The 21,134-nt window shown below is 60.9% G+C and carries 20 protein-coding genes; 9 read left to right on the top strand and 11 right to left on the bottom strand.

Features of this window, described 5'->3' with window-relative positions:
• Positions 1 to 72 precede the first annotated feature (72 nt).
• Together ACJ8OK_RS07410 and lsrG are read right to left on the bottom strand one after the other, a co-directional pair.
• Complete coding sequence (locus tag ACJ8OK_RS07410; protein ID WP_033633812.1) at positions 73 to 978, bottom strand: EamA family transporter; 906 nt, start codon at positions 976 to 978, stop codon at positions 73 to 75.
• A gap of 87 nt (positions 979 to 1,065) precedes the next feature.
• Positions 1,066 to 1,359 (bottom strand): (4S)-4-hydroxy-5-phosphonooxypentane-2,3-dione isomerase, encoded by a 294-nt coding sequence (gene lsrG, locus ACJ8OK_RS07415; protein ID WP_082996967.1) that lies wholly within the window; start codon positions 1,357 to 1,359, stop codon positions 1,066 to 1,068.
• A gap of 193 nt (positions 1,360 to 1,552) precedes the next feature.
• Between lsrG and lsrK the strand changes: the two genes are divergently transcribed.
• The 6 genes from lsrK (at position 1,553) to ACJ8OK_RS07445 (ending at position 7,103) form a co-directional block, all read left to right on the top strand.
• Positions 1,553 to 3,118, top strand: a complete 1,566-nt coding sequence (lsrK, locus tag ACJ8OK_RS07420) for an autoinducer-2 kinase (protein ID WP_033645833.1) — start codon at positions 1,553 to 1,555, stop codon at positions 3,116 to 3,118.
• A 220-nt stretch (positions 3,119 to 3,338) separates the two neighbouring features.
• Positions 3,339 to 4,523 carry an MFS transporter gene (locus tag ACJ8OK_RS07425; protein WP_033633813.1) on the top strand — a complete coding sequence of 395 codons (1,185 nt, stop codon included), beginning with the start codon at positions 3,339 to 3,341 and terminating at the stop codon, positions 4,521 to 4,523.
• Between the two features lie 60 nt (positions 4,524 to 4,583).
• A complete protein-coding gene (locus ACJ8OK_RS07430; RefSeq protein ID WP_060558895.1) occupies positions 4,584 to 5,501 on the top strand; it encodes a LysR family transcriptional regulator in 918 nt (305 codons plus the stop codon).
• 54 nt (positions 5,502 to 5,555) lie between these two features.
• Complete coding sequence (gene yajD, locus ACJ8OK_RS07435) at positions 5,556 to 5,897, top strand: HNH nuclease YajD (protein ID WP_004939576.1); 342 nt, start codon at positions 5,556 to 5,558, stop codon at positions 5,895 to 5,897.
• A gap of 271 nt (positions 5,898 to 6,168) precedes the next feature.
• Positions 6,169 to 6,804: an AAA family ATPase gene (locus ACJ8OK_RS07440; protein ID WP_015377071.1), complete on the top strand. Its 636-nt coding sequence runs from the start codon at positions 6,169 to 6,171 to the stop codon at positions 6,802 to 6,804.
• Positions 6,801 to 7,103, top strand: a complete 303-nt coding sequence (locus ACJ8OK_RS07445; RefSeq protein WP_242141464.1) for a hypothetical protein — start codon at positions 6,801 to 6,803, stop codon at positions 7,101 to 7,103. The genes ACJ8OK_RS07440 and ACJ8OK_RS07445 overlap by 4 nt, the downstream gene beginning before the upstream one ends.
• Before the next feature lie 38 nt (positions 7,104 to 7,141).
• Here ACJ8OK_RS07445 and ACJ8OK_RS07450 read toward each other — a convergent pair whose 3' ends face one another.
• The 5 genes from ACJ8OK_RS07450 to ACJ8OK_RS07470 all read right to left on the bottom strand — a co-directional run bounded on the left by ACJ8OK_RS07450 (position 7,142) and on the right by ACJ8OK_RS07470 (position 12,633).
• Positions 7,142 to 9,385: a molybdopterin cofactor-binding domain-containing protein gene (locus ACJ8OK_RS07450; protein ID WP_442530485.1), complete on the bottom strand. Its 2,244-nt coding sequence runs from the start codon at positions 9,383 to 9,385 to the stop codon at positions 7,142 to 7,144.
• Between the two features lie 2 nt (positions 9,386 to 9,387).
• Positions 9,388 to 9,840: a (2Fe-2S)-binding protein gene (locus ACJ8OK_RS07455; protein WP_033633817.1), complete on the bottom strand. Its 453-nt coding sequence runs from the start codon at positions 9,838 to 9,840 to the stop codon at positions 9,388 to 9,390.
• 16 nt (positions 9,841 to 9,856) lie between these two features.
• A complete protein-coding gene (locus ACJ8OK_RS07460; protein ID WP_442530486.1) occupies positions 9,857 to 11,188 on the bottom strand; it encodes a c-type cytochrome in 1,332 nt (443 codons plus the stop codon).
• Positions 11,185 to 11,709, bottom strand: coding sequence for a MarR family winged helix-turn-helix transcriptional regulator (locus ACJ8OK_RS07465; protein ID WP_049276885.1), 525 nt, complete (start codon positions 11,707 to 11,709; stop codon positions 11,185 to 11,187). The genes ACJ8OK_RS07460 and ACJ8OK_RS07465 overlap by 4 nt, the downstream gene beginning before the upstream one ends.
• Before the next feature lie 168 nt (positions 11,710 to 11,877).
• A complete protein-coding gene (locus ACJ8OK_RS07470) occupies positions 11,878 to 12,633 on the bottom strand; it encodes a CDP-diacylglycerol diphosphatase (RefSeq protein ID WP_442530487.1) in 756 nt (251 codons plus the stop codon).
• A gap of 236 nt (positions 12,634 to 12,869) precedes the next feature.
• Between ACJ8OK_RS07470 and ACJ8OK_RS07475 the strand changes: the two genes are divergently transcribed.
• Positions 12,870 to 13,670 carry an alpha/beta fold hydrolase gene (locus ACJ8OK_RS07475; protein WP_103686896.1) on the top strand — a complete coding sequence of 267 codons (801 nt, stop codon included), beginning with the start codon at positions 12,870 to 12,872 and terminating at the stop codon, positions 13,668 to 13,670.
• A 73-nt stretch (positions 13,671 to 13,743) separates the two neighbouring features.
• Here the strand turns inward: ACJ8OK_RS07475 and ACJ8OK_RS07480 are convergent, their stop codons facing one another.
• Positions 13,744 to 14,136: a hypothetical protein gene (locus ACJ8OK_RS07480; protein ID WP_048322465.1), complete on the bottom strand. Its 393-nt coding sequence runs from the start codon at positions 14,134 to 14,136 to the stop codon at positions 13,744 to 13,746.
• A 353-nt stretch (positions 14,137 to 14,489) separates the two neighbouring features.
• On the opposite strand from ACJ8OK_RS07480, the gene ACJ8OK_RS07485 reads away from it, so the two are divergent.
• Entirely contained in the window at positions 14,490 to 15,518 is a 1,029-nt protein-coding gene (locus ACJ8OK_RS07485; RefSeq protein ID WP_049276879.1) for a methyltransferase, read from the top strand.
• Here ACJ8OK_RS07485 and ACJ8OK_RS07490 read toward each other — a convergent pair.
• The 3 genes from ACJ8OK_RS07490 to ACJ8OK_RS07500 all read right to left on the bottom strand — a co-directional run bounded on the left by ACJ8OK_RS07490 (position 15,515) and on the right by ACJ8OK_RS07500 (position 19,841).
• On the bottom strand, positions 15,515 to 16,438 hold the full coding sequence (locus ACJ8OK_RS07490) for a DUF7916 family protein (protein ID WP_033633822.1): 924 nt from the start codon (positions 16,436 to 16,438) through the stop codon (positions 15,515 to 15,517). The two genes, ACJ8OK_RS07485 and ACJ8OK_RS07490, sit on opposite strands and share 4 nt — an antisense overlap.
• A 72-nt stretch (positions 16,439 to 16,510) precedes the next feature.
• Positions 16,511 to 18,808 carry a beta-glucosidase BglX gene (gene bglX, locus ACJ8OK_RS07495; RefSeq protein WP_060558887.1) on the bottom strand — a complete coding sequence of 766 codons (2,298 nt, stop codon included), beginning with the start codon at positions 18,806 to 18,808 and terminating at the stop codon, positions 16,511 to 16,513.
• A gap of 112 nt (positions 18,809 to 18,920) precedes the next feature.
• A complete protein-coding gene (locus ACJ8OK_RS07500) occupies positions 18,921 to 19,841 on the bottom strand; it encodes a LysR substrate-binding domain-containing protein (RefSeq protein WP_442530488.1) in 921 nt (306 codons plus the stop codon).
• 118 nt (positions 19,842 to 19,959) lie between these two features.
• On the opposite strand from ACJ8OK_RS07500, the gene ACJ8OK_RS07505 reads away from it, so the two are divergent.
• Positions 19,960 to 21,114, top strand: coding sequence for a pyridoxal phosphate-dependent aminotransferase (locus ACJ8OK_RS07505; protein WP_033633825.1), 1,155 nt, complete (start codon positions 19,960 to 19,962; stop codon positions 21,112 to 21,114).
• Positions 21,115 to 21,134: the final 20 nt, after the last annotated feature.

Raw genomic sequence — 21,134 nt, forward strand, 5'->3', positions numbered from 1 at the left:
GAGAAAATATTCACAGGCGCCAGAATGCCGACCGCCGCCGACAGCGTATTGAACAGAATTACCCTATTCGGTTTAGCGCACGGCGACGGCCCGGCGGCGCGGCAGCCCGAAGGTGTTGACCGCCATGCCGGCCAGCACCAGCAATGCGCCGCCGAACTGCGCCGGCGACAACGCTTCGTCCAGCAGCAGCCAGGCGGCGAACAGCCCGACCAGCGGCACCAGCAGCGTCAGCGGCGCAACGCGCCAGGTTTCATAGCGCCCCAGCAGGCTGCCCCACACCGAATAACCGAACAGCGTGGCGGCGAACGCCAGATAGGCCACCGCCAGCCAGGTGCCAACCTGCACATGGCTCAGGCTGCTCAGCACCACCTCAGGGCCGTCGAACAGCCAGCTGCAGGCCAGGAACGGCACGACCGGGATCGGCGCGCTCCACACCACCAGCGATAAGATATTACGCTGCGGGAAACCGGCCAGGATCTTCTTGTTGGTCAGGTTTCCCAGCGCCCAGGAAAACGCCGCCGCCAGCGTCAACAGCAGGCCCGCCAGGGGGACCGCGCCGCTGCCCGGCTTATGCAGGCTGGCCTGCGCCAGCACCAGCATGCCGCCGCTGGCGATAGCGATGCCGACGAAATGGTTGATCCGCAGCTTTTCGCCCATCAGCACAACGCCCAACAGCAGGGTGAAGAACACCTGCGCCTGCAGCACCAGCGAGGCCAGCCCCGCCGGCATGCCCACCTTGATGGCGACGAACAAAAACGCGAACTGCGCGAAGCTCATGGTCATGCCGTACAGCAGCAGCCATCTCCACGGAATAGTCGGGCGCGGGATAAAGAAGATCGCCGGCAACGCCACCAGCAAAAAACGCATCCCGGCCAGCAGAAACGGCGGCATACCCTGTAAACCGAACTTGATCACGACGAAATTCACGCCCCAGATCACCACCACCAACAGCGCCAACAGCCGATCGCGCAATGTCATCCTCGCCCCGCTTATCCCATTGAAAATTCGCTTTGCCTTGCAGGTTACAACCAAACCGGGCGCATGGACACCGGCAAACGCCGGCGATTATTCCGGCATCAGGCCGATAAAGGTGGTCTTCTTGCGCGGGCCGGTCATCAGCACTTCCAGCTTCTCCACGCACTGCAGGTAGTGCGGGGTCTGCTTGTGCGCCGCCACCGCCTGCTCGTCGCGATAGGCTTCGTAGATGTAAAACCGCGTCGGGATCTGTTCATCCTGCAGCACATCGAAGCGCAGGTTGCCCGGCTCTTCGATCGCGCCCAGGTGATTGGCGCGGAAAACATCGATAAATTCGTCGATTTTGTCTTGTTTAACGTTGATCTCAACCAATGTGACGTGCATGGCAACTCCTTGTTTAAACGGCGCGCCGTAACATGGCGCTTTCCAACCATAGGTTTATTCCCGTCGATTGCCCTGCCGCAACGGCAATTTTGCCGCCTGGCTCACAAATCGCGTCGGCGACGCCCACTCCTCCCCCGGCGGGGTAAGGCGGCGGCATCTATAGTTAACATTCCTCCCCCTGAGAGCATAGGCTATGGATAACTACTTGATGGCGCTGGACGCAGGAACGGGCAGCATTCGCGCGGTGATCTTCGATCTGGCGGGTAACCAGATCGCGCACGGCCAGGCGGAGTGGCAACACCTCGCGGTGCCGGGCGTGCCCGGCTCGATGGAGTTTGACCTCAGCCGCAACTGGCAGCTGGCCTGCCAGTGCATCCGCCAGGCGATGCAACGTGCAGGATTGAGCGCTCAGGCGATCCGCGCGGTGGCCTGCTGCTCGATGCGTGAAGGCATCGTGCTCTACGACCGCAACGGCGTGCCGATCTGGGCCTGCGCCAACGTCGACGCACGCGCCAGCCACGAAGTCAGCGAGCTGAAAGAGCTGCACAACCACGGCTTCGAACGCGAGGTGTACCAGCACTCCGGCCAGACGCTGGCGCTGAGCGCCATGCCGCGTCTGCTGTGGCTGGCGCACCATCGGCCGGACATCTACCGCCAGGCGGCGACGCTGACCATGATCAGCGACTGGCTGGCCAACATGCTGAGCGGCGAACTGGCGGTCGATCCTTCCAACGCCGGCACTACCGGCATGCTGGATCTGACCAGCCGCGATTGGCGGCCGGCATTGCTCGACATGGCCGGCCTGCGCGCCGATATTCTGTCGCCGGTGAAAGAGACCGGCAGCGTGCTGGGGCGCGTCACCGAACAGGCGGCGCAGGAGAGCGGGCTGCTGCGCGGCACCCCGGTGGTGATGGGCGGCGGCGACGTGCAGCTCGGCAGCCTGGGGCTCGGCATCGTGCGCGCCGGGCAGACGGCGGTGCTCGGCGGCACCTTCTGGCAGCAAATCGTCAACCTGCCGGAGCCGGCCATCGATCCGGAGATGAACATCCGCATCAACCCCCACGTCATTCCCGGCATGGCGCAGGCGGAATCCATCAGCTTCTTTACCGGCCTGACCATGCGCTGGTTCCGCGACGCCTTCTGCGCGGAAGAAAAACTGCTGGCGGAGCGGCTGGGGGTCGACGCCTACAGCCTGCTGGAAGAGATGGCGGCCAGAGTACCGCCGGGCGCCTACGGCGTGATGCCGATTTTCTCCGACGCCATGCATTTCAAAACCTGGTATCACGCGGCGCCGTCGTTCATCAACATGTCGATCGACCCGGAGCGCTGCAACAAACAGACGCTGTTTCGCGCGCTGGAGGAGAATGCCGCCATCGTCTCCGCCTGCAATCTGGAACAGATCGCCGCCTTCTCCGGCGTGCAAGCCCGTTCGCTGGTGTTCGCCGGCGGCGGGGCCAAGGGCAAGCTGTGGAGCCAGATCCTCAGCGACGTCACCGGGCTGACGGTGCGGGTGCCGGTGGTGAAAGAGGCCACCGCGCTGGGCTGCGCGATCGCCGCCGGCGTCGGCGCCGGGCTGTACGCATCGCTGGCCGAAACCGGCGAGCGCCTGGTGCGCTGGGAGCGCGAGCATCAGCCGGACATGACCCACCACGCGCTGTATCAGGAACAGAAAGAAACCTGGCGGCGGGTCTACGCCGATCAGTTGACGCTGGTGGACAACGGCCTGACCACCTCGCTGTGGAAAGCGCCGGGGCTGTAAGCGCCACGCGGCATTCGGTCATAACCTTATGCCGTTTTATTCCTTTCCCCTCGGCGCGGCGCAAGCCGCGCTTTAACTCACTGCCGCGATTGTTTCCCCTCAGAAACAGTGTAACCACCGCAGATGGATTTATCCGCGACTTGCACCTGCCGTAGATTGTGACTTCGGTCACACCGCGCCCCGCGCGCGGCCTGCGCATTCACCTGAGACGAGCGGCATTATGCTGAATAATAAAGATAACCCTGCATCATCCCCGTGGCCGGCGATCTTCTCGCTGACGGTCGCCTGTTTTGTCATGGTCACCACCGAGTTTCTGCCGATCGGCCTGCTGACCAACATCGCCCCTTCGCTCGGTGTCAGCACCGGCACCGCCGGGCTGATGGTCACCATGCCCGGCATCGTGGCGGCGGTGGCCGCACCGGTATTGAGCCTGGCTTCCGGCCGGCTGGACAGACGCCTGCTGATGCTGGGGCTGTCGCTACTGCTGATGGTGTCCAACCTGGTGGCGGCGCTGGCCGTCAACTTCCCGATGATGCTGCTGGGCCGCGTGCTGCTGGGCATCTGCGTCGGCGGCTTCTGGTCGTTCGCCGCCAACTACGGCCGCCATCTGGTGCCGGAAGCCAGCCAGGGCCGCGCCACCGCGCTGATCCTCAGCGGCATCTCGGTCGGCGCGGTGTGCGGCGTGCCGGCCGGGGCGCTGATCGGCGATCTGTTTGGCTGGCGCGCCGCCTTCTTCGGCGGTGCGGCGCTGGCGGTCGGCGTACTGTTGGCGCAGCTGCGTTTGCTGACCTCGGTGCCACCGTCCCGGCCGGTCACGCCGCGCGATCTGGTACTGCCGCTGCGCCTGCCGATGGCGCGCATCGGCCTGATCGCCATCGTGCTGTTGTTCATCGGCCACTTCGCCGCCTACACCTATCTGCGGCCCCTGCTGCAGCAGGTGTTCGTGCTCAGCCCGTCGGCGATCTCGCTGCAGCTGTTGGCCTATGGCGCCATCGGCCTGCTGGGCACTTTCCTCGGCGAGCGTCTGGGGGAATACAGCCTGCGCGCCACCTTTATTCTGATCGCCGCCATGCTGGCGGGCATTTTGATCGTTTCGCCGCTGCTCAGCGGCCTCGCCGGCGCCACGCTGATGGTGCTGGTGTGGGGGCTGGCCTTTGGCGCCGTCCCGGTGTGCGCCACCAACTGGATGTTCGCCGCGGTGCCGCAGGCGCCGGAAGCCGGCCAGGCGCTGTTGGTGTGCGTCATCCAGATCGCGCTGGCCTCCGGCGCGCTGCTGGGCGGCGAGGTGGTGGACTGGCAGGGCGTCAGCAGCGCCATGCTGTTCGGCGGCGCGCTGATCCTCTCCGCCACGCTGGTGTTCGGCCTCAGCTTGCGCTCCGGCGCGATTGGCGCTAAACAGTGTTAATCATTATCTATCTGCAGAAACATGCCCCGGTCACCGCCGGGGCATGGCGTTGAGAACCCTATGGACCATCATTTGCTCGCTATCCGGGTATTTAACCGCGTGGTGGAAACCGGCGGCTTTACCCGCGCCGCCGATTCGCTGGGCATGCCGAAAGCGACGGTCACCAAGCTGATCCAAAATCTGGAGGATCACCTGCAGACCAAGCTGTTTCAGCGCACCACTCGCAGCGTGTCGGTCACCCGCGAAGGCGAATGCTATTACCAAAATACGGTGAAATGGCTGGCGGATTTGGAGCAGATGGAGGGCTGCCTGACCGAGTCGCAAAGTTCTCCGCAGGGCGTGCTGCGCATCGACACCGGCAGCGGCACCGCTCGCCAACTGCTGTTGCCGGCGCTGCCCGGCTTTTTGGAACGCTACCCGCAAATCCAAATCGATCTCAGCATCGGCGATCGCGTTATCGATCTGATCAGCGACAGCGCCGACTGCGTGATCCGCAGCGGCCCATTGGCCGACTCCAGCCTGATCGCCCGGCGTCTGTTCGATCTGGACTGGGTCAGTTGCGCCACCCCGGCCTATCTGGCGCGCCACGGCACTCCGCGCCACCCGTGCGATCTGGAACAGGGCTTTCCGATGGTGCACTACCGCCATCCGGTCAACGACCGCATCCATCCGCAACGCTATGTCGAGCGCGGCAAAGAGATCGCCATCCAGCAGCGCTACCCGGTCAGCATCAATGAAGGCAACGCGCTGCTGGCGGCGAGCCTGGCCGGATTAGGCATCATCCAGATTTATCGGTTTATGGCGCAGCCACACCTCGAGCGCGGCGAGCTGATCAGCCTGCTGCACGACTGGCAGCCGCCGCCGGAGCAGATGTACGTGGTCTACCCGTCCAATCGCCACCTCAGCGGCAAGCTGCGGGCGTTCATCGACTGGGCGGTGGAGACTTTTGACAGCGGCAAGATGAGCCGCACGTTGTAGCCGCACGCACTGTGGTATTATTGGCCGCATATTGATTCCCGACGGACAACCACCATGGCCTATATCCCCAAAAACTATGCGAAGCTGGAAACCGGCTACCGCGAAAAAGCGCTGAAACTGTTCCCCTGGGTGTGTGGGCGCTGCTCACGCGAATTCGTTTATTCCAACCTGCGCGAGCTGACGGTGCACCATATCGATCACGATCACAGTAACAACCCGGAAGACGGCAGCAACTGGGAAATGCTGTGCCTGTATTGCCACGACCACGAACACTCGAAATACACCGAGGCCGATCAATACGGTTCGACGGTGGTGGCCGGTGAAGATGCGCAAAAAGATATCGGCGTCGCCACCCACAACCCGTTCGCCAACCTGAAGGCGATGATGAAGAAATAATGTCGACAACAGCTTAATGAGTTACTAACTTATTAAGCTGTTAAATTAATAAAATCCCCCTCCGCATCGCCACTTCCCAGAGAATTCCTACTTACCCATCCGGGCCATCCAGCGCAAAATAAGCTGCACAGTTAACGACATACTGGCTTGGCAAGCCGCCGCAGTTGGTGCATATTGTTCGCGAGTTGTTCTTGTTAACCTGTTTGATTATCAACCTAATAAGCACATTAACTTAATAAGTTACCTGCTTAATAACTTGAGAGATGGCAGCATGATTGTTCTGATTGGCTCGCAAAAAGGCGGTGTCGGCAAGTCGACGAAAGCGGTGAATATCGCCGGGTATCTGATTCTTAAGCAAGGCAAGACGGCGATCATCGTCGATGCCGACGACCAGAAATCGATCATGACCTGGTACAACGACCGTCAGAACGTCGAGGGACTGCCGCACATTCCGGTGGTGGCCGCGTCGGGCAAAATCAAGGAAACGCTGCTGGAGCTCGATCGCCATTACGACTACGTGATCGTCGACACCGCCGGCCGCGACAGCGCCGAACTGCGCTCCGGCCTGCTGGCCGCCGATCTGTTCCTCTCGCCGCTGCGCCCTTCGCAGATGGATCTCGACACCATCGGCTACCTGTCGGAGATGTTCTCCACCGCGCAGGAATATAACGAGAAGGTCAAAGGCTACATCGTGCTGAACATGTGCCCGACCAATATCTTCATTAATGAAGCCAACGAAGCGGCGCAGGTGCTGAGCGAATACCCGGAGTTCACCCTGGTGAGCCACCGCCTGTGCGATCGCAAAATTTACCGCGACGCCTGGGGCGAAGCCATCACCGTGCATGAGGCGAACAACGAAAAGGCGCAGGCCGAGATCGAATGTCTGGTGAAAGAGGTGATCCTGTGAAGAAGCGCCCCCCCACCCACCGCATGTCGGAAGACGAATTCATCAACAGCGCCACCTCGCATACGTTGCCGGTTGCGGCGCCCGCGCCGGAAGCCAAGCCGGCCGGCCGCAAGCGCACCTATAAGGCGATTTCCGTCAGCCTGACGGACAACCACATCGAAGCCATCGATGAGGTGATCGTGCAGGCGGCGCGCAACGGCATCGTGCGCATCACCCGCTCCGACATCATCAAGCTCGCCATCGACGGGCTGGCGGAGAAAAGCGAAACGCAGCTGCTGGCATTGCTGAAAAAACTCTGACCGCACGGCAGCCGCCGGCTGACTACGCCGGCGGGCCGTTAAACGGATGAAAACTGGCGCGGGAACGGCATAGTACGATAGGTTTTGCCTGTGGCCTTATGCAGCGCGCTGGCCATCGCCGGAGCGACCACCGCAGTCGACACTTCCCCGCATCCCTGCGGCGCACGCGCGCTGTCGAGCACCACCACTTCCACCTTGGGCATTTCGGCGATCGCGAGCAGCGGATAACGATCGAAATTCCCTTCCACCACGCCGCCCCGTTCAAAATGCAGTTCGCTGTGCAGACAGGTGGTCAGCGCAAAGCCGATGCCGCCCTCTACGTTGGCGCGCACCAGGTTCGGGTTTATCACCTTGCCGCAGTCAATCGCGCATATCGCGCGGAGCACCCGCAGTCGCCCCTCTTGAATGGCGATTTCAACCACCAAACCGACGTAAGTGGTGAAAGCGTTATTGCGGCCAACCCAAATATTGCACGACATCCCGCGATAAACGCCCGGCGGCGGTTCATGCTGCCAACCAGACGCCGCCGCGGTGGCGTCCAGTACGCGCAACGCTTCCGGGGTGTCCTGCAACAGATGCCGCCGATACTGGTACTCGTCCCGGTTGGCCTTATGGCTGAGTTCGCTGATAAAGCTTTCCAAAAAGAATAGGCTGGCGACGCTGCCGACGCCGCGCAGATAGCTCAGGGAAATCGGTTGTTCGACGATGCCGGCCTCCACTTTCAGATGAGGGATGCAATACGGCGTGCTGTAAACGCACTCCACCATACTTTCATCCCATCCCCCGGCCTCGTGTACCGTTTCGCGCCGCATTTGCCAGAAGAGCGACTGCCCGGCATAGCGCGCCCACAGTGCCTGCGGGTAGCCGTTTTCATCCAACAGCGCCCGATAATGGCTGATGCAGGCCGGACGATAGTATTCATGCCGCATGTCGATCTCGCGCGGATAGATCACTTTGACCGGTTTCCCCACCGCCCGGGAGGCGGCGGTAGCATGCATCACGGCATCCGGCAGATATTTGCGCCCAAAGCTGCCCCCCAGGTAGGTCGTATTCACCACCACATCCGTCGGCTTCAGCCCGAACATTTTCGCCAGAACGTTGCGCACCATGTCCTGCCCCTGGAAAGGGCCCCAGGTTTCGATACGGCCCTCTTCATAATGGCTGGTGGCGTTGCAAGGCTCCAGGGTGGCATGCGCCACATAAGGCGCGCTGTAACGCGCCTCATGCAGGCGCGAATCCTGCTCAGCGTTATGAATCAACGCCGACGCCTCGCCGCGATCGACCGCCGGCACCAAGGTATCGCCGTCCAGCATCGCCAGATTCTCCGCCGCAATCGCGCTGCCGGTCAGCGCTTGCCCTGCGCCCGGCAGCCAGTCGACCTCCAGCAAATCCGCCGCCTTTTTGGCCTGCCAGTAGCTCGCCGCCACCACGATCACCGTATTGAGTGACATATCGTGATCCAATCCGACCATGTTGTTCATCGACCACTGCCGGGTCAGCACCAGATCCACCACGCCCGGCATGGCCCGAATCTGCCGTTCATTACGCACGGCGACCAGCTTTCCGCTGAGGTCAGGCACCATCCAGGGGACGCCGATCAGCATCTCCGGCAGATCGATATCGATACCGTAAATCGCACTGCCGTCCACTTTCTCCGGCGTATCGACCCGCAACAGCGGCTTGCCGATGAAACTCTCTTGCTCTTGCGCTTCGCTCTTTAAAGCAGGCTGCGGATCCAACGGCAGCTCGGCGGCATAGCGCACCAGATCGCCATAGGCGACCTTGCGCTGCCCGCCCTCCTCAAGCACCCAGCCTTTCTCCGTGCGGCACTGCTGCGGTGAAAGCGCGAAATGTTTTGCGCCGGCGCGCAGAAAGAAATCTCTCGCCTGTGCGCCGGCCAGCCGGGTGCGCTGATAAAATTTGGTCATTGAGGTTGAAGCGGCGACAAATTGCGCGAAAGCCTCGCCCCCGGCAACCTGACGGTAAGCATCACGCCCGGTGACGAATTTCACCGTCACCTGTGCCCAATCGGCATCCATCTCCGCCGCCACCACTTCGGCCAGGCCGGTGTAAATCCCCTGCCCGACCTCACATTGCGACACGCCGATGATGATGCGGCCACCGCGATCGATCCAGATCCAATCGTTCAATTCGTACTGACCGTCCGGTGGCACCGCGTCCTGTGAAACCACGGCCGCCAGGCTGCGCGTCGATATCGGCAGCAGCATGGCGGCCACTGCCAACGTGCTGCCTTTTAACAAGGTTCTGCGGGTGATCGCCATACTCAGGGTTCTCCCTTGTCGGCGGCGCGGTGCACCGCCGCACGGATACGGTGGTAAGTGGCGCAGCGGCACAGATTGGTCAGGCCCGTATCTATCTGTCGATCGTCCGGCCTCGGGTGTTCCGCCAGCAGCGCGCTGACCGCCATGATCATGCCTGATTGGCAGTAGCCGCACTGCGGCACGTCCTCCGCAATCCAGGCCTGCTGCACCGGATGACTGCGATCGGTGGACAACCCTTCGATAGTGGTCACCTGCCGGTCGCGTACCAATTGCAGCGGATAGCAACATGAACGCACTGCCTTACCGTCGACATGTACCGTACAGGCGCCACAGGCGCCGATACCGCAGCCGAACTTGGTGCCGGTCAACTTAAAATGTTCTCGGATCACCCATAGCAGCGGCGTATCCGGCTCGCCGTTAAATTCGACCGCCTGGCCGTTCAGATTGAACTTCATGCCATCCTCTCTTAGATCAATGCTTCATCCGACGTTTCACCCACGCCCCGATGACGATCAATGCCAGCAATACACCGCCCCAGAACACATAAGGCAATGACGCGATCAACAGCGGTTTTTCACCGCCCGCCCGCTGCCGAGCCACTTGCTCCGGCGTTATCCTGACTGCCGGATTGCCGAATTGCTGCAATACATAGTTGCCCAACTCGGCCAGTTGTCGGTCATCCAGGCTATCGGCGAATCCCGGCATCCAGGTTTGCAGCGTCTCTCCCTGGCGCTGCACGCCATGCAGCATCACCATGATCAGGTTATTGACCCGCTCGCTGCCTACGGTGGAATTGTGAGTCAAAGCAGGGAAATGGCCGTCATAGGCGCCTTCGCCGCCCAGGCGATGGCAGCTGGCGCAGGCAGCGGCATACAGCGCCTGCCCGGCTGCACGGCCTTCACCGCCTCCCTGATAGTCATAGGCCGCTTTCGTTCCTTGCACGGTGACGATCGGCGGCGTCTGTTTAAGCCAGTCGGCGATGGCGTTGAGATCGTCGTCACTCAGGAAACGCAGGCTATGCTCCACCGCCTCCGCCATGCCGCCGGCCGCCTGGGCTTTGTCATTGCGCCCGGTGCGCAGATACTGCACCAACTCTTTCCGGCTCCAGCCGCCGATGCCGCTGACGGGATCCGAGGTGATATTCGGCGCGATCCAACCGCCGGCCTCCCCTCCCGCCAGATAGCGATCGTCGCGTTCGGCCATCATCCCGTTACGCGGGCTGTGACACGCCGAGCAATGCCCCAAAACATCCACCAGATAGCGACCCCGCGCTTTTTTCTCATCTTCATCGCCGGGCCTTTTTTTCAGAAACAGCCAGTTCCAGCCGTGGATCGCATAACGCCAGGAAAAAGGGAACGTCAGTTGGGTCTCAGGCACCGCACGATCGACCGGTGCGACCCCGGTCATAAAATAACGATACAGCGCGTGCAGATCGTCATCGCTCAACCCCTGATAAGCGGTATAAGGCATGGCGGGATACAAGGGTTGGCCGTCCCGCCGGATGCCCTGCGTTAACGCGCGGCGAAACTCGGGTTCACTGTAGTCGCCAATGCCGGTTCCTTTGGCGGGCGTGATATTGCTGGCGATGATATCGCCCATCGGCGAAGCGATGGCATAACCGCCGACGTAGGGGGCCTCCTGTTGGCTGCTGCCGCGGTGACAAGCCGCGCAATCTGCGGCGATCGCCAGGTATTTTCCGCGTGCGATGACCTGTTGGTCATTCTGGCTGGCGAAGACCGAGCAGGAGAAGATCCCCAACGCGATAACGCACAGCTGTTGTGCTCTCCGCCAGCGGCCGATCACGCTTCACCTTCCGGCTTCATCGCTCCCGCGCGCTCCTCCGCCAGCAGCGCAAACTCGTCCGGCAATAGATTTTCCTGTTCGAGCATCGCTATCGCGTTATGTTTGATGCCAAACAATACGCGATAAAAAGCCTCCAGATCGTCGGCCGAAATGCCGCTAAGCAGCTTTTGCCGCGCCTGTTGGCTGGAGTGATCCAACTGCGCCAGCATCTCCTGCCCGGCCACGGTCATTCTCACGCCTTTAGCGCGCTTATCTTCAGACAGGGCATCGCGAGCGATCAGCCGATTTTTTTCCAAAAACAGCAACGCACGCGACATCGTCGAGACTTCGGCGTTCAAATGCTGCGAAACGTCTTTCAACGTGCAGCCATCACCCAGATCGGCAATCGCACTCAGCGCCAGCCAGTGCGGGCGCGTTAGATTGGTCATTTTCACCGACTGGTCCATCGCCGTGCGCCACAGGCGATTGGTGACATCCAGATGGATGCCCAGTGCAGCAGGAAGTTTGCGTGGTTGTGACATACCGGATTGCTCTCGATTATTTATTTGCTTGTGCAAACAAATAATAGATCGGACGTTATGACGAGATCAAGCAGATGAGGGAGAATAAAATAAAAACGATTTAATACATTTGGTTAGTTCATATCGCACGGCATACGCTCCCCAACGACGGGGAGCGATAAGAAAAACTCAGTTCCCCGCGACCTCGCACCGGTAGTCCTGAATTTCGCCGGCCGAGCCCAGGTTGAGATCGGTCAGCTTCAAACGGTTCGCCAACAGCAGCATCTCGCCCTGCGGGCTGACCGCCAGCGCCAGGCCGTAATTGCCGATGCTGTCGCCCTGCTCGACCACATAGTTCTGCAGTAAACGGAAAGGATCTTCCTGGGTTAAATCGGTGCCCGCCAATTTTCTGGCCAGATATTGGTGGCCGACCAATTTCACCGCCAGCGGCCGCCACTGTTGATCTAATTGTTCCGCCTGCTGCCCCAGCACGTTATAGACATCCTGGCGCAAGCAGGCAACGTGAATATGCAGCTGATTCTGAGAGCGACCATATTTCGAATTGACCGCCAGAGAAACCCATGCGTCTTTTAACGGTTTACCCAGCTCGCTGGATATATGTTCGCGGTTATTCCAGGCCTGGGCGAAATAAGGCGGCGTTCGCTCCGCTTGCAATATCGGGCTCTCGATGCCGCTGACCTTTTCGGTCGGCATCACCAGATCGTGATAGGGGCCTTTGCTGTCCTTAAACAGCACATAACCCTCGGTTAAATCAACCTTTAAGCAGGGCGCCGGATCGTTGTTCTGCTGCTGATTGGGCACGCACTGTTGGCTGACGATTTGCCACAGCGCATTCGGATTACCGCGCCCGAAGAACCACCACAGCACCGCCGCCAGCAGCAAAATGACAAGCAAAATAATTAATAGTCTGAAAAGTCTTTTCATCGCGACGCCCTGTTTACCTATTCCATCTTGAAAGAAGCGCCAGCATAAACCAAGGCTCTTATCGTCACCAGAATATTATCCTTAGCGTCACCTTTCATTGACGTCTTGTTATCAAGAAAAATTAAAAATAAGGGTTTACCTAAGTAATTTAAGGTAAATTAATACCGCAGGTTGAATATGAGTGTGATATAAGCAGCCGGACTCTCTTTATATAAGGAACCGACAAGATGCCAACGATGGGCAAATCCCTGCATTACCTCGACGTGGGTTCGGGCTTTCCGTTGCTGCTGGGCCACAGCTATCTGTTCGATCTGAACATGTGGGCACCGCAGTTCGAGGCGCTGGCGAAACGCTACCGCCTGATCGTGCCTGATCTCTGGGGCCACGGCGACTCCCCGGCGCTGCCGCCTGGACGAAACAGTCTGTCGGATATCGCCGCCGATCATTTGGCGCTGATGGATCATTTGGATATTGCAGAGTTCGGCATCGTCGGCCTGTCCGTCGGCGGCATGTGGGGCGCGGAACTGGCGGCGCTGGCGCCGGAGCGGGTGAAAGTGCTGGCGCTGCTGGACAGCTACCTGGGCGACGAAACGCCGGAGGCGCGGCAGCGCTATATGGGCATGCTGGCCGCCGTGGAACAGGCCGGCGCCATCACGTCACCGCTGCTGGAATATATCGCCGCGCAGTTCTATTCCGACGACGTGCCCGCTGCTCTGTCGCAGCCTTTGCTGGCCCATCTGCAAAGCCTGCCCGCCGAGCGCCTGCGCGACAGCATCGTGCCACTGGGCCGGATGATCTTCGGCCGCCCCGACAAGCTGACGCTGCTGGAAAACATCACCGCCGCCAGCATCGTCATCACCGGCGCGCAGGATAAGCCGCGCCCGCCGGCGGAAGGCCAGCGCATGGCGGATATTCTCGGCTGCCGACATGTGCTGATCCCCAACGCCGGGCATATCAGCAACAAGGAAAATCCGGCGGCGGTCAATGAAACGCTGCTGGCGTTTCTGGCTGAAAACACTACGCCACTATTCTGGTAAGATTCTCCGGGCCGCCTGGCCCGGAGATTCCCTTCAGACGAAGCCTTAGGGAGGGGGAGGCTACATCCGGCGTTTATTGACCAATAGACGTCAGACCCTGGCGGATCCCTTCGTCAGCCTGCTGGCACCATGTCTGCAGACCCTGTGGCGCTTCCTTTTCCAACGCAACCACGTTGCCGTCGTCGTTCAGCACATTGCCTTCACGGCCCATCGCTTCACGCTTGTCGCCGTCGCGGGTGTCGACGCCGCCGGGAATAGCCGCCACGTAGGCCACCATTTTCTTGGCGTTGTCGATGCTGTCCGCTTTCAGAAAACCTTTATCGACGCAGTAAGACATCAGCCCGCTGGTATTACGCGTAATGTCATAGACGTTTTTCAATGCAGCAGGGTCCATCCCTTCGGCATTAGCGGTATTGAACAGGCCCAGAGTCGCGGCAATCATGCCGGTCAGAATGCTCTTTTTCATTGTTATCTCGTTTTAATAATGAATTATTTAGCTTTGAATTATTCACAAAAATAATGTGAATATCGGTACGGTATAACGGCGACTCAGATTAACACAACCCTAACGCGTTAATAACTGTGATTAAGTTAACCTCCAGTAAAATAAAAATGCATGATGGGGTTATTACTCCGCCCGACGTCAGTTTTTACGTTCGACATTAACCGCGCCCAATTCAATTTTAAAATAGTCTCACTATGGAATTATTTACAACGTAAGCGTTGGCCTGCGGTCAATCGCGCTCCCGCCCTTTGCTAAAACCACAGGCGTAACATAGCCTGTTAAGACGCGCCATGCCTTAGTGGGAGAGGATTCACATGAACCATTCCGTCCGGCCGCCGCAATGCGACGACAAAACCATTCTCGATATCACGATGAATTTATATCTCTATCCGGCGGCGCTTATTGCGCACCGCCTGGGCATCTTTGAATTTATTGCATTGCACCCCCGCAACCTGACCGATATATGCGCTCAGGCCAATGTGGAAAGACGCCCGGCAGAGACGCTGGTCATGGCGCTAGTGGCATTGAAATTGATAGACAGAGACGGCGAAACATTCTCTCTGACGCCGGAAGCGGAAACCTTTTTGTTAAAAAACAACCCGCATTATTTCGGCTATTTTTGGGATTTGATGATTGAAAACAGCGAGATTTTCACGCTGAAAAACCTGGAAAGCGCCATCAGAAAGAATGCCTCGCAGGTGTACGGCGAGCAGGAGCTGTTTGAAACCCATACGCTCGACGCCGACAGAATGCGGCTGTTTACCCACGCCATGCACAGCCTGAGCATGGGATCGGCCAGCGTTTGGCCTACGCTGTTGCCCCTCGGTGCCTGCCGCACGGCGCTGGATATCGGCGGCGCCTCCGGCGCCCATGCCATCAGTCTGGCGACCCATTGGCCGGCGCTCACGTGCACCGTGTTCGATCTGCCGGAGGTGTGCCCGCTCGCCGCCGACTACGCGCACGATTACGGCCTCAGTCAGCGCATCGGCACCCACAGCGGCGATATGTGGCGCGATCCCTACCCGGCGGCGGATCTGCACCTGTACTCCAATATTTTCCACGACTGGCCGATGAACAAGAACCGCTTCCTGGCGCAAAAGAGCTATGCGGCCCTCCCGCCCGGGGGCAGGATCGTGATCCACGAAGTGCTGTACAACGATGACGGCGACGGCCCACCTGCCGCCGCGGGGTACAGCCTGATGATGATGGGATGGACGCAGGGCCGCCAATACTCCGGCAAGGAAATCGGCGACCTGCTGCGCGACGTCGGCTTCGGGCCTGCTCAGGTGCTGCCGTCGCTCGGCTATTTCAGCATCGTCACGGCGCAAAAACCCCAGGCTTAGCGGTTCACCGATCTCGCCATGCGGCTGTAGGTGTGGCGCACGCCGCGGATCGCCACGCTGTAGGCGAAGATGTTTTCCGGCAGCGCCAACCCCAGATAGCCGGTATCGCCGATATGGTGCAGATCGGCGCCGGCCATTTTGCTCATCAGCGCAATCTGCCGCACGGTCTGCACGTCGGCCCCCTCTTGCGAGGTGCCGATCGCCGTCATCGCCAGCGCGCCCTGCCGCTGGGCATAGGCGATCAGCGCCGCCACTTTCTCCTGCGACATGCCGGGAATGGTGCCCGGCGCCGGCAACAGCACGATGTCCGCGCCGTTCTCCACGAACAGCGCGATATCCTGCTCGCCGATCAGCTGGCTGCCGCTTTCGCGCACGATACCGGCGCCGTGCATCTTGCCGGTCACCAGCACCATCTCGTCGCCTACCTCATCGCGGATCGCTTTCAGCGCGGCGGCGATCGCCTGATTGCTGACGCCGTTGTTCGGGTTGCCGGTCAGCACCAGCATGCGCGCGCCGAGCTGATACAGCTTGCGCGCATTCTCGGCGGTGGCGGCGCGGCCCGCCGTCATCTGCCAGAAGTCGTTATGTTCGGTGGCGAAGGCCGGATCGACGGCCTCCAGATTCACCCCGATCACTCGTCCGGTCAGCCGCTGCAGCGTGCGCAGCGCCTCCTGCGGCGGCACGTCGGCGGGCAGGCCCGCGATGTGCGGACGATCGACGTCGAACAGGTTCAACAGCAGCAGATCGGCGCCCTGGCTGGCCGCCAGTTCGGCGTTGGTGACGTTATTGAGCAGCGGCTGAGTGACCGCGATGGTTTCGCTGACCAAAATGCGCCCTTCACTGGCGCGGATGGCGTAGAGCAGATCGGCTTTGCCGATATCGGCCAGATCGCTGGCGCTGCAGTCCAGATAACGTTTCATGAGACAGGCTCCGATGACGTTGGCGGGAATGGATGGTCCCCCTCTCCCACCGCAGTGAAAGAGGGGGAAGACTTACTTCAGGGTAAAGCTTTGCGACTGCACGTTGTCGGAATCCAGGCCGACAAACACGTTGAATTTGCCCGGCTCCGCCCCCCACTTCAGGCTGGCGTTGTAGAACTTCAGATCCTCTTCGCTAATCGGCAGCTCAACCTGCTGCGACTGACCGGCCTTCAGCGTCACTTTCTTGAAGTTGCGCAGCTCTTTCACCGGGCGGCTGACCGACGCGGTGACGTCCTGCAGATACAGCTGCACCACCGTGGCGCCGTCGTACTTGCCGGTATTCTTCAGCGTGACGCTGGCGGTTAACTTGCCGTTGCGCGCCATCGTCGGGCTGGACAATTTCAGATCCGACAGGCTGAAGGTGGTGTAGCTCAGGCCGTAACCAAACGGATACAGCGGGCCATTCGGCGAATCGAAGTAGCGTGAGGTGTACTTGCCGGGGTTCTCCTTGCCGAACGGCCGGCCGGTGTTCAGGTGGTTGTAGTACATCGGGATCTGGCCGACCGAGCGCGGGAAGGTCATCGGCAGCTTGCCCGACGGGTTGTAGTCGCCGAACAGCACGTCCGCCACCGCGTTGCCGCCTTCGGTGCCGCTGTACCAGGTTTCCAGCATCGCGTCCGCCTGCTCGCTCTCCCAGCTCAGCGCCAACGGCCGGCCGTTCATCAGCACTAGCACCAGCGGCTTGCCGGTGGCTTTCAGCGCGGCGATCAGATCGCGCTGGCTCTGCGGAATAGTGATGTCGGCGCGGCTGGAGGCCTCGTGCGCCATGCCCTGCGATTCCCCCACCACCGCCACCACCACGTCGGCCTTGTTCGCCGCCTGCACCGCTTCGTCGATCATCTGCTGCGGCGAGCGGGTATCGAACGCCACCGCCGGCTCATACTCGTTCAGATAGTCGATGATGCCTTTATCTTGCGTGACGTTGGCGCCCTTGGCGTACAGAATGCGCGCCTTGTCGCCCACCGCCCGCTCCAGCCCTTCGCGCAGGGTGACCGACTGCTTGACCACCCCGGCGGCCGACCAACTGCCCATCACGTCGCGCTGGCTGTCGGCCATCGGCCCGACCAGCGCAATGGTCGCCTGCTTGCTCAGCGGCAGCGTCTGCTTATCGTTCTTCAGCAGCACCATCGTCTTGCGCGCCACCACCCGCGCTTCGGCGCGGTGCAGGCGGCTTTCGGCGTTGGTGTCCTGCGGATCGGAACCCGCCGGGCCCAGATGCACGTAAGGATTGGTGAACAGCCCCATGTCGTATTTGGTGTTCAGTACGTCGCGGCAGGCGCGGTCGATATCGCTTTCAGACACCAGTCCGTCCTTCACCAGACCCGGCAGGTATTTGTCGTAGAACTCGTCGCTCATGCTCATGTCGACGCCGGAGGTGATCGCCAGGCGCACCGCGTCGCGCGCGTCGGCGGCCACGCCGTGTTTAATCAGCTCTTTGATCGCGCCGTGGTCGCTGATGGTGATGCCTTTAAAGCCCCACTGGTCGCGCAGCAGATCTTTCAGCAGCCACGGGTTGGCGGTGGCCGGCACGCCGTTGATCGCGTTGAGCGACACCATCACCCCGCCGCTGCCGGCGTCCACCGCCGCTTTGTAAGGCGGCAGATAGTCCTGATGCATGCGCAGCGGGCTCATGTCGACGGTGTTGTAATCGCGGCCGCCTTCGACGGCGCCGTACAATGCAAAGTGCTTGACGCTGGCCATCACCGAACCGGGTTTGGCCGGATCGCCGTTCTGGAAACCGTCGACCATCACCTTGGCGATTTTCGATACCAGCCAGGTGTCTTCGCCGAAGCCTTCGGAGACCCGGCCCCAGCGAGGATCGCGGGTAATATCGACCATCGGCGCGAAGGTCATGTTCAGGCCATCGTCGCTGGCCTCCTGCGCCGCCACGCGGGCGCTGAGCGCAATGGCTTCCAGATCGAAACTGGCCGCCAGCCCCAGGCTGATCGGGAACACGGTGCGCTGGCCATGCACCACGTCATAGGCGAAGAACAACGGGATTTTCAGGCGGCTGAGCTGCATCGCCTGATCCTGCATCACCCGGATATCCGGCCGGGTGACGGTATTGAAGATGGCGCCGATCTGCCCTTTGCGGATCCCCTCGCGGATCGCTTCTTTCGGGTTATCCGGCCCGACGCTGATCAGCCGCAGCTGGCCGATCTTCTCTTCCAGCGTCATCTGCTTCATCAAATTGGACACGAAGGCGTCGCGCTGCTGGGCGTGAATGCCCTGCGTTATCGGCGTTTCCTGCGCAAAAGCCGGGCTGAGGGCCAGACCGGACAACATACTCACCACACAAAGCCATTTCATCTTGTTTTATCTCAGGCGTGTTTCCGCCGCCAACGCCGCGGAGTTTAATCGGAGTGAAGAAACAGTTTGCCACACTCTGTTTCATCGCCAAGGGAATTCGCATCGCTAATGTTTACAAAGCATTACAGGTTATCGGCAGGTAATTCTGCAGCCGGGCGCGGCTGTCGGCGGCCTCCGCCGCCAGAAAATCGACCAGCGCGGTTAACGTCGGCGGCGCCACCGTGCGTTCAGGATAGACCAAATAATAGGCCGCGCCGCTGCTGACGCAGAGCGGGAACGGCGTGACGATGCGCTGCGCCTGAATATCTTCCTCCAGCAGGCACAGATCGCCGATGGCGATGCCGAATCCCTGCAGCGCGGCGCTCATCGCCAGATCGAGGGTATCGAAATGCTGGGCCTTACCGGACGGCAACGCATCGGCGCCCGCCGCCTTCAGCCAGCGCAGCCAGTCGCGCCGATCGCGCGTCGGGTGCAGCAGAGTTTTGTCCGTCAAGTCCGTCAGCCGAGGCGCAGGCGGCAGGAACTTCGGCGTGCAGACCGGCGTGAGGATTTCATCGAACAGCAAGTGCGCGGTCAGCTTTTTACCCGGCGGCCGGCCGAATACCACCGCGGCGTCAAACTGCTCGGTACTGAAATCCAGGCCGTGCGACACCGAGGCGGTCAGCTCAATATGCATGTCCGGCCGTTCATTTTGCAGGCGAATGATGCGCGGCAGCACCCAACGCATGGCGCAGGTCGGGCATTTGATGCGCAGCGCCCCCGGCGGAGCGGCGGCCCGCGTCAGGGCTTCATCCAACTGCCCCAGCGCCTGCTGTACCGGCGCCAGCAGCTGCGCGCCCTGCGGCGTCAGCGCCAGACCACGCGCCTGGCGGCTGAACAGCGGATAGCCCAGGCGCTGTTCCAGCCCGAGGATTTGCCGGCTGACCGCTCCCTGCGTCAGGTGCAACTGCCGGGCGGCATGGGTAAAGTTAAGGCGTTGCGCCACCACCACGAAGGTTTTCAACACGTCGAGCGACGGCAGGGATATCGGCATAGCGTGCCTCGATTAGGTATGATCGTAGTGCATGGCAAGTATGACAAACTTTCCCTTGTCCGCCTACGCCGCCTGATGCTTAATCGCTCAACACTTCCCTGTTTGCCTGGAGCCCATCATGCAGAGCGCCTGCTCATCCCGCTCGAAGCTGCCGGACGTCGGCACCACTATCTTCACCGTCATTGGCCAACTCAGCGCCGAACATCAGGCCCTCAACCTGTCGCAGGGCGCGCCCAACTTCGCCGGTGACCCGCAGCTGATCGAGGCAACGGCGCAAGCCATGCGCGCAGGTCATAACCAATACGCGCCGATGAGCGGCGTGGCGGCATTACGTGCTGCCCTGGCGGAAAAAGCTGAACGATTGTATGGCGCGCGCTATGACGCCGACGAAGAAATCACGGTGATCGCCAGCGCCAGCGAAGGGCTGTACTCGGCGATCAGCGCGCTGGTACACCCCGGCGACGAGGTGATCTATTTCGAACCGGCGTTCGACAGCTATGCGCCGATCGTGCGCCTGCAGGGCGCCACGCCGGTGGCGATCAAACTGTCGTTGCAGGATTTTCGCGTCGACTGGGACGAAGTGGCCGCCGCCATCAACGGCAAAACGCGCATGATCATCGTCAACACGCCGCACAACCCGACCGGTGCGGTGTTTGACGCGCAGGATATCGACCGCCTGACCGCCCTGACCCGCGACACCGACATCGTGATCCTGTCCGACGAGGTCTACGAGCACGTGGTGTTCGACGGTGAAATTCACCACAGCATGGCGCGCTATCCGCAGCTGGCGGAACGCAGCGTGATCGTGTCGTCGTTCGGCAAAACCTACCACGTCACCGGCTGGCGCGTCGGCTATTGCCTGGCGCCGGCGGCGTTGATGGACGAGATCCGCAAGGTGCACCAGTTCATGGTGTTCTCCGCCGATACGCCGATGCAGCACGCCTTCGCCGCCGCGCTCGCCAACCCGCAGAGTTACCTGGGGCTGGCGGCGTTTTACCAACAAAAGCGCGATCTGCTGGCCAGCGCCCTGCAGGATTCGCGCTTTGAGCTGCTGCCCAGCCGCGGCAGCTTCTTCATGCTGGCCCGCTTTAGCGGCTTCAGTCACGAAAGCGACAATGATTTCGCCGTGCGCTTGATCCGCGAAGCGAAGGTGGCGACGATCCCGCTGTCGGCGTTCTACAGCGACGGCACCGATACCGGCCTTATTCGGCTGAGTTTTTCCAAAGATAACGAGACCCTGCTGGAAGGCGCGCGCCGCCTGAGCCAGGTGTAATTTTTTGTCCGACCATGGGA

Origin of the sequence: Serratia sp. CY71090 (assembly GCF_052166845.1) — a bacterium.
GTDB lineage: Bacteria > Pseudomonadota > Gammaproteobacteria > Enterobacterales > Enterobacteriaceae > Serratia > Serratia nematodiphila.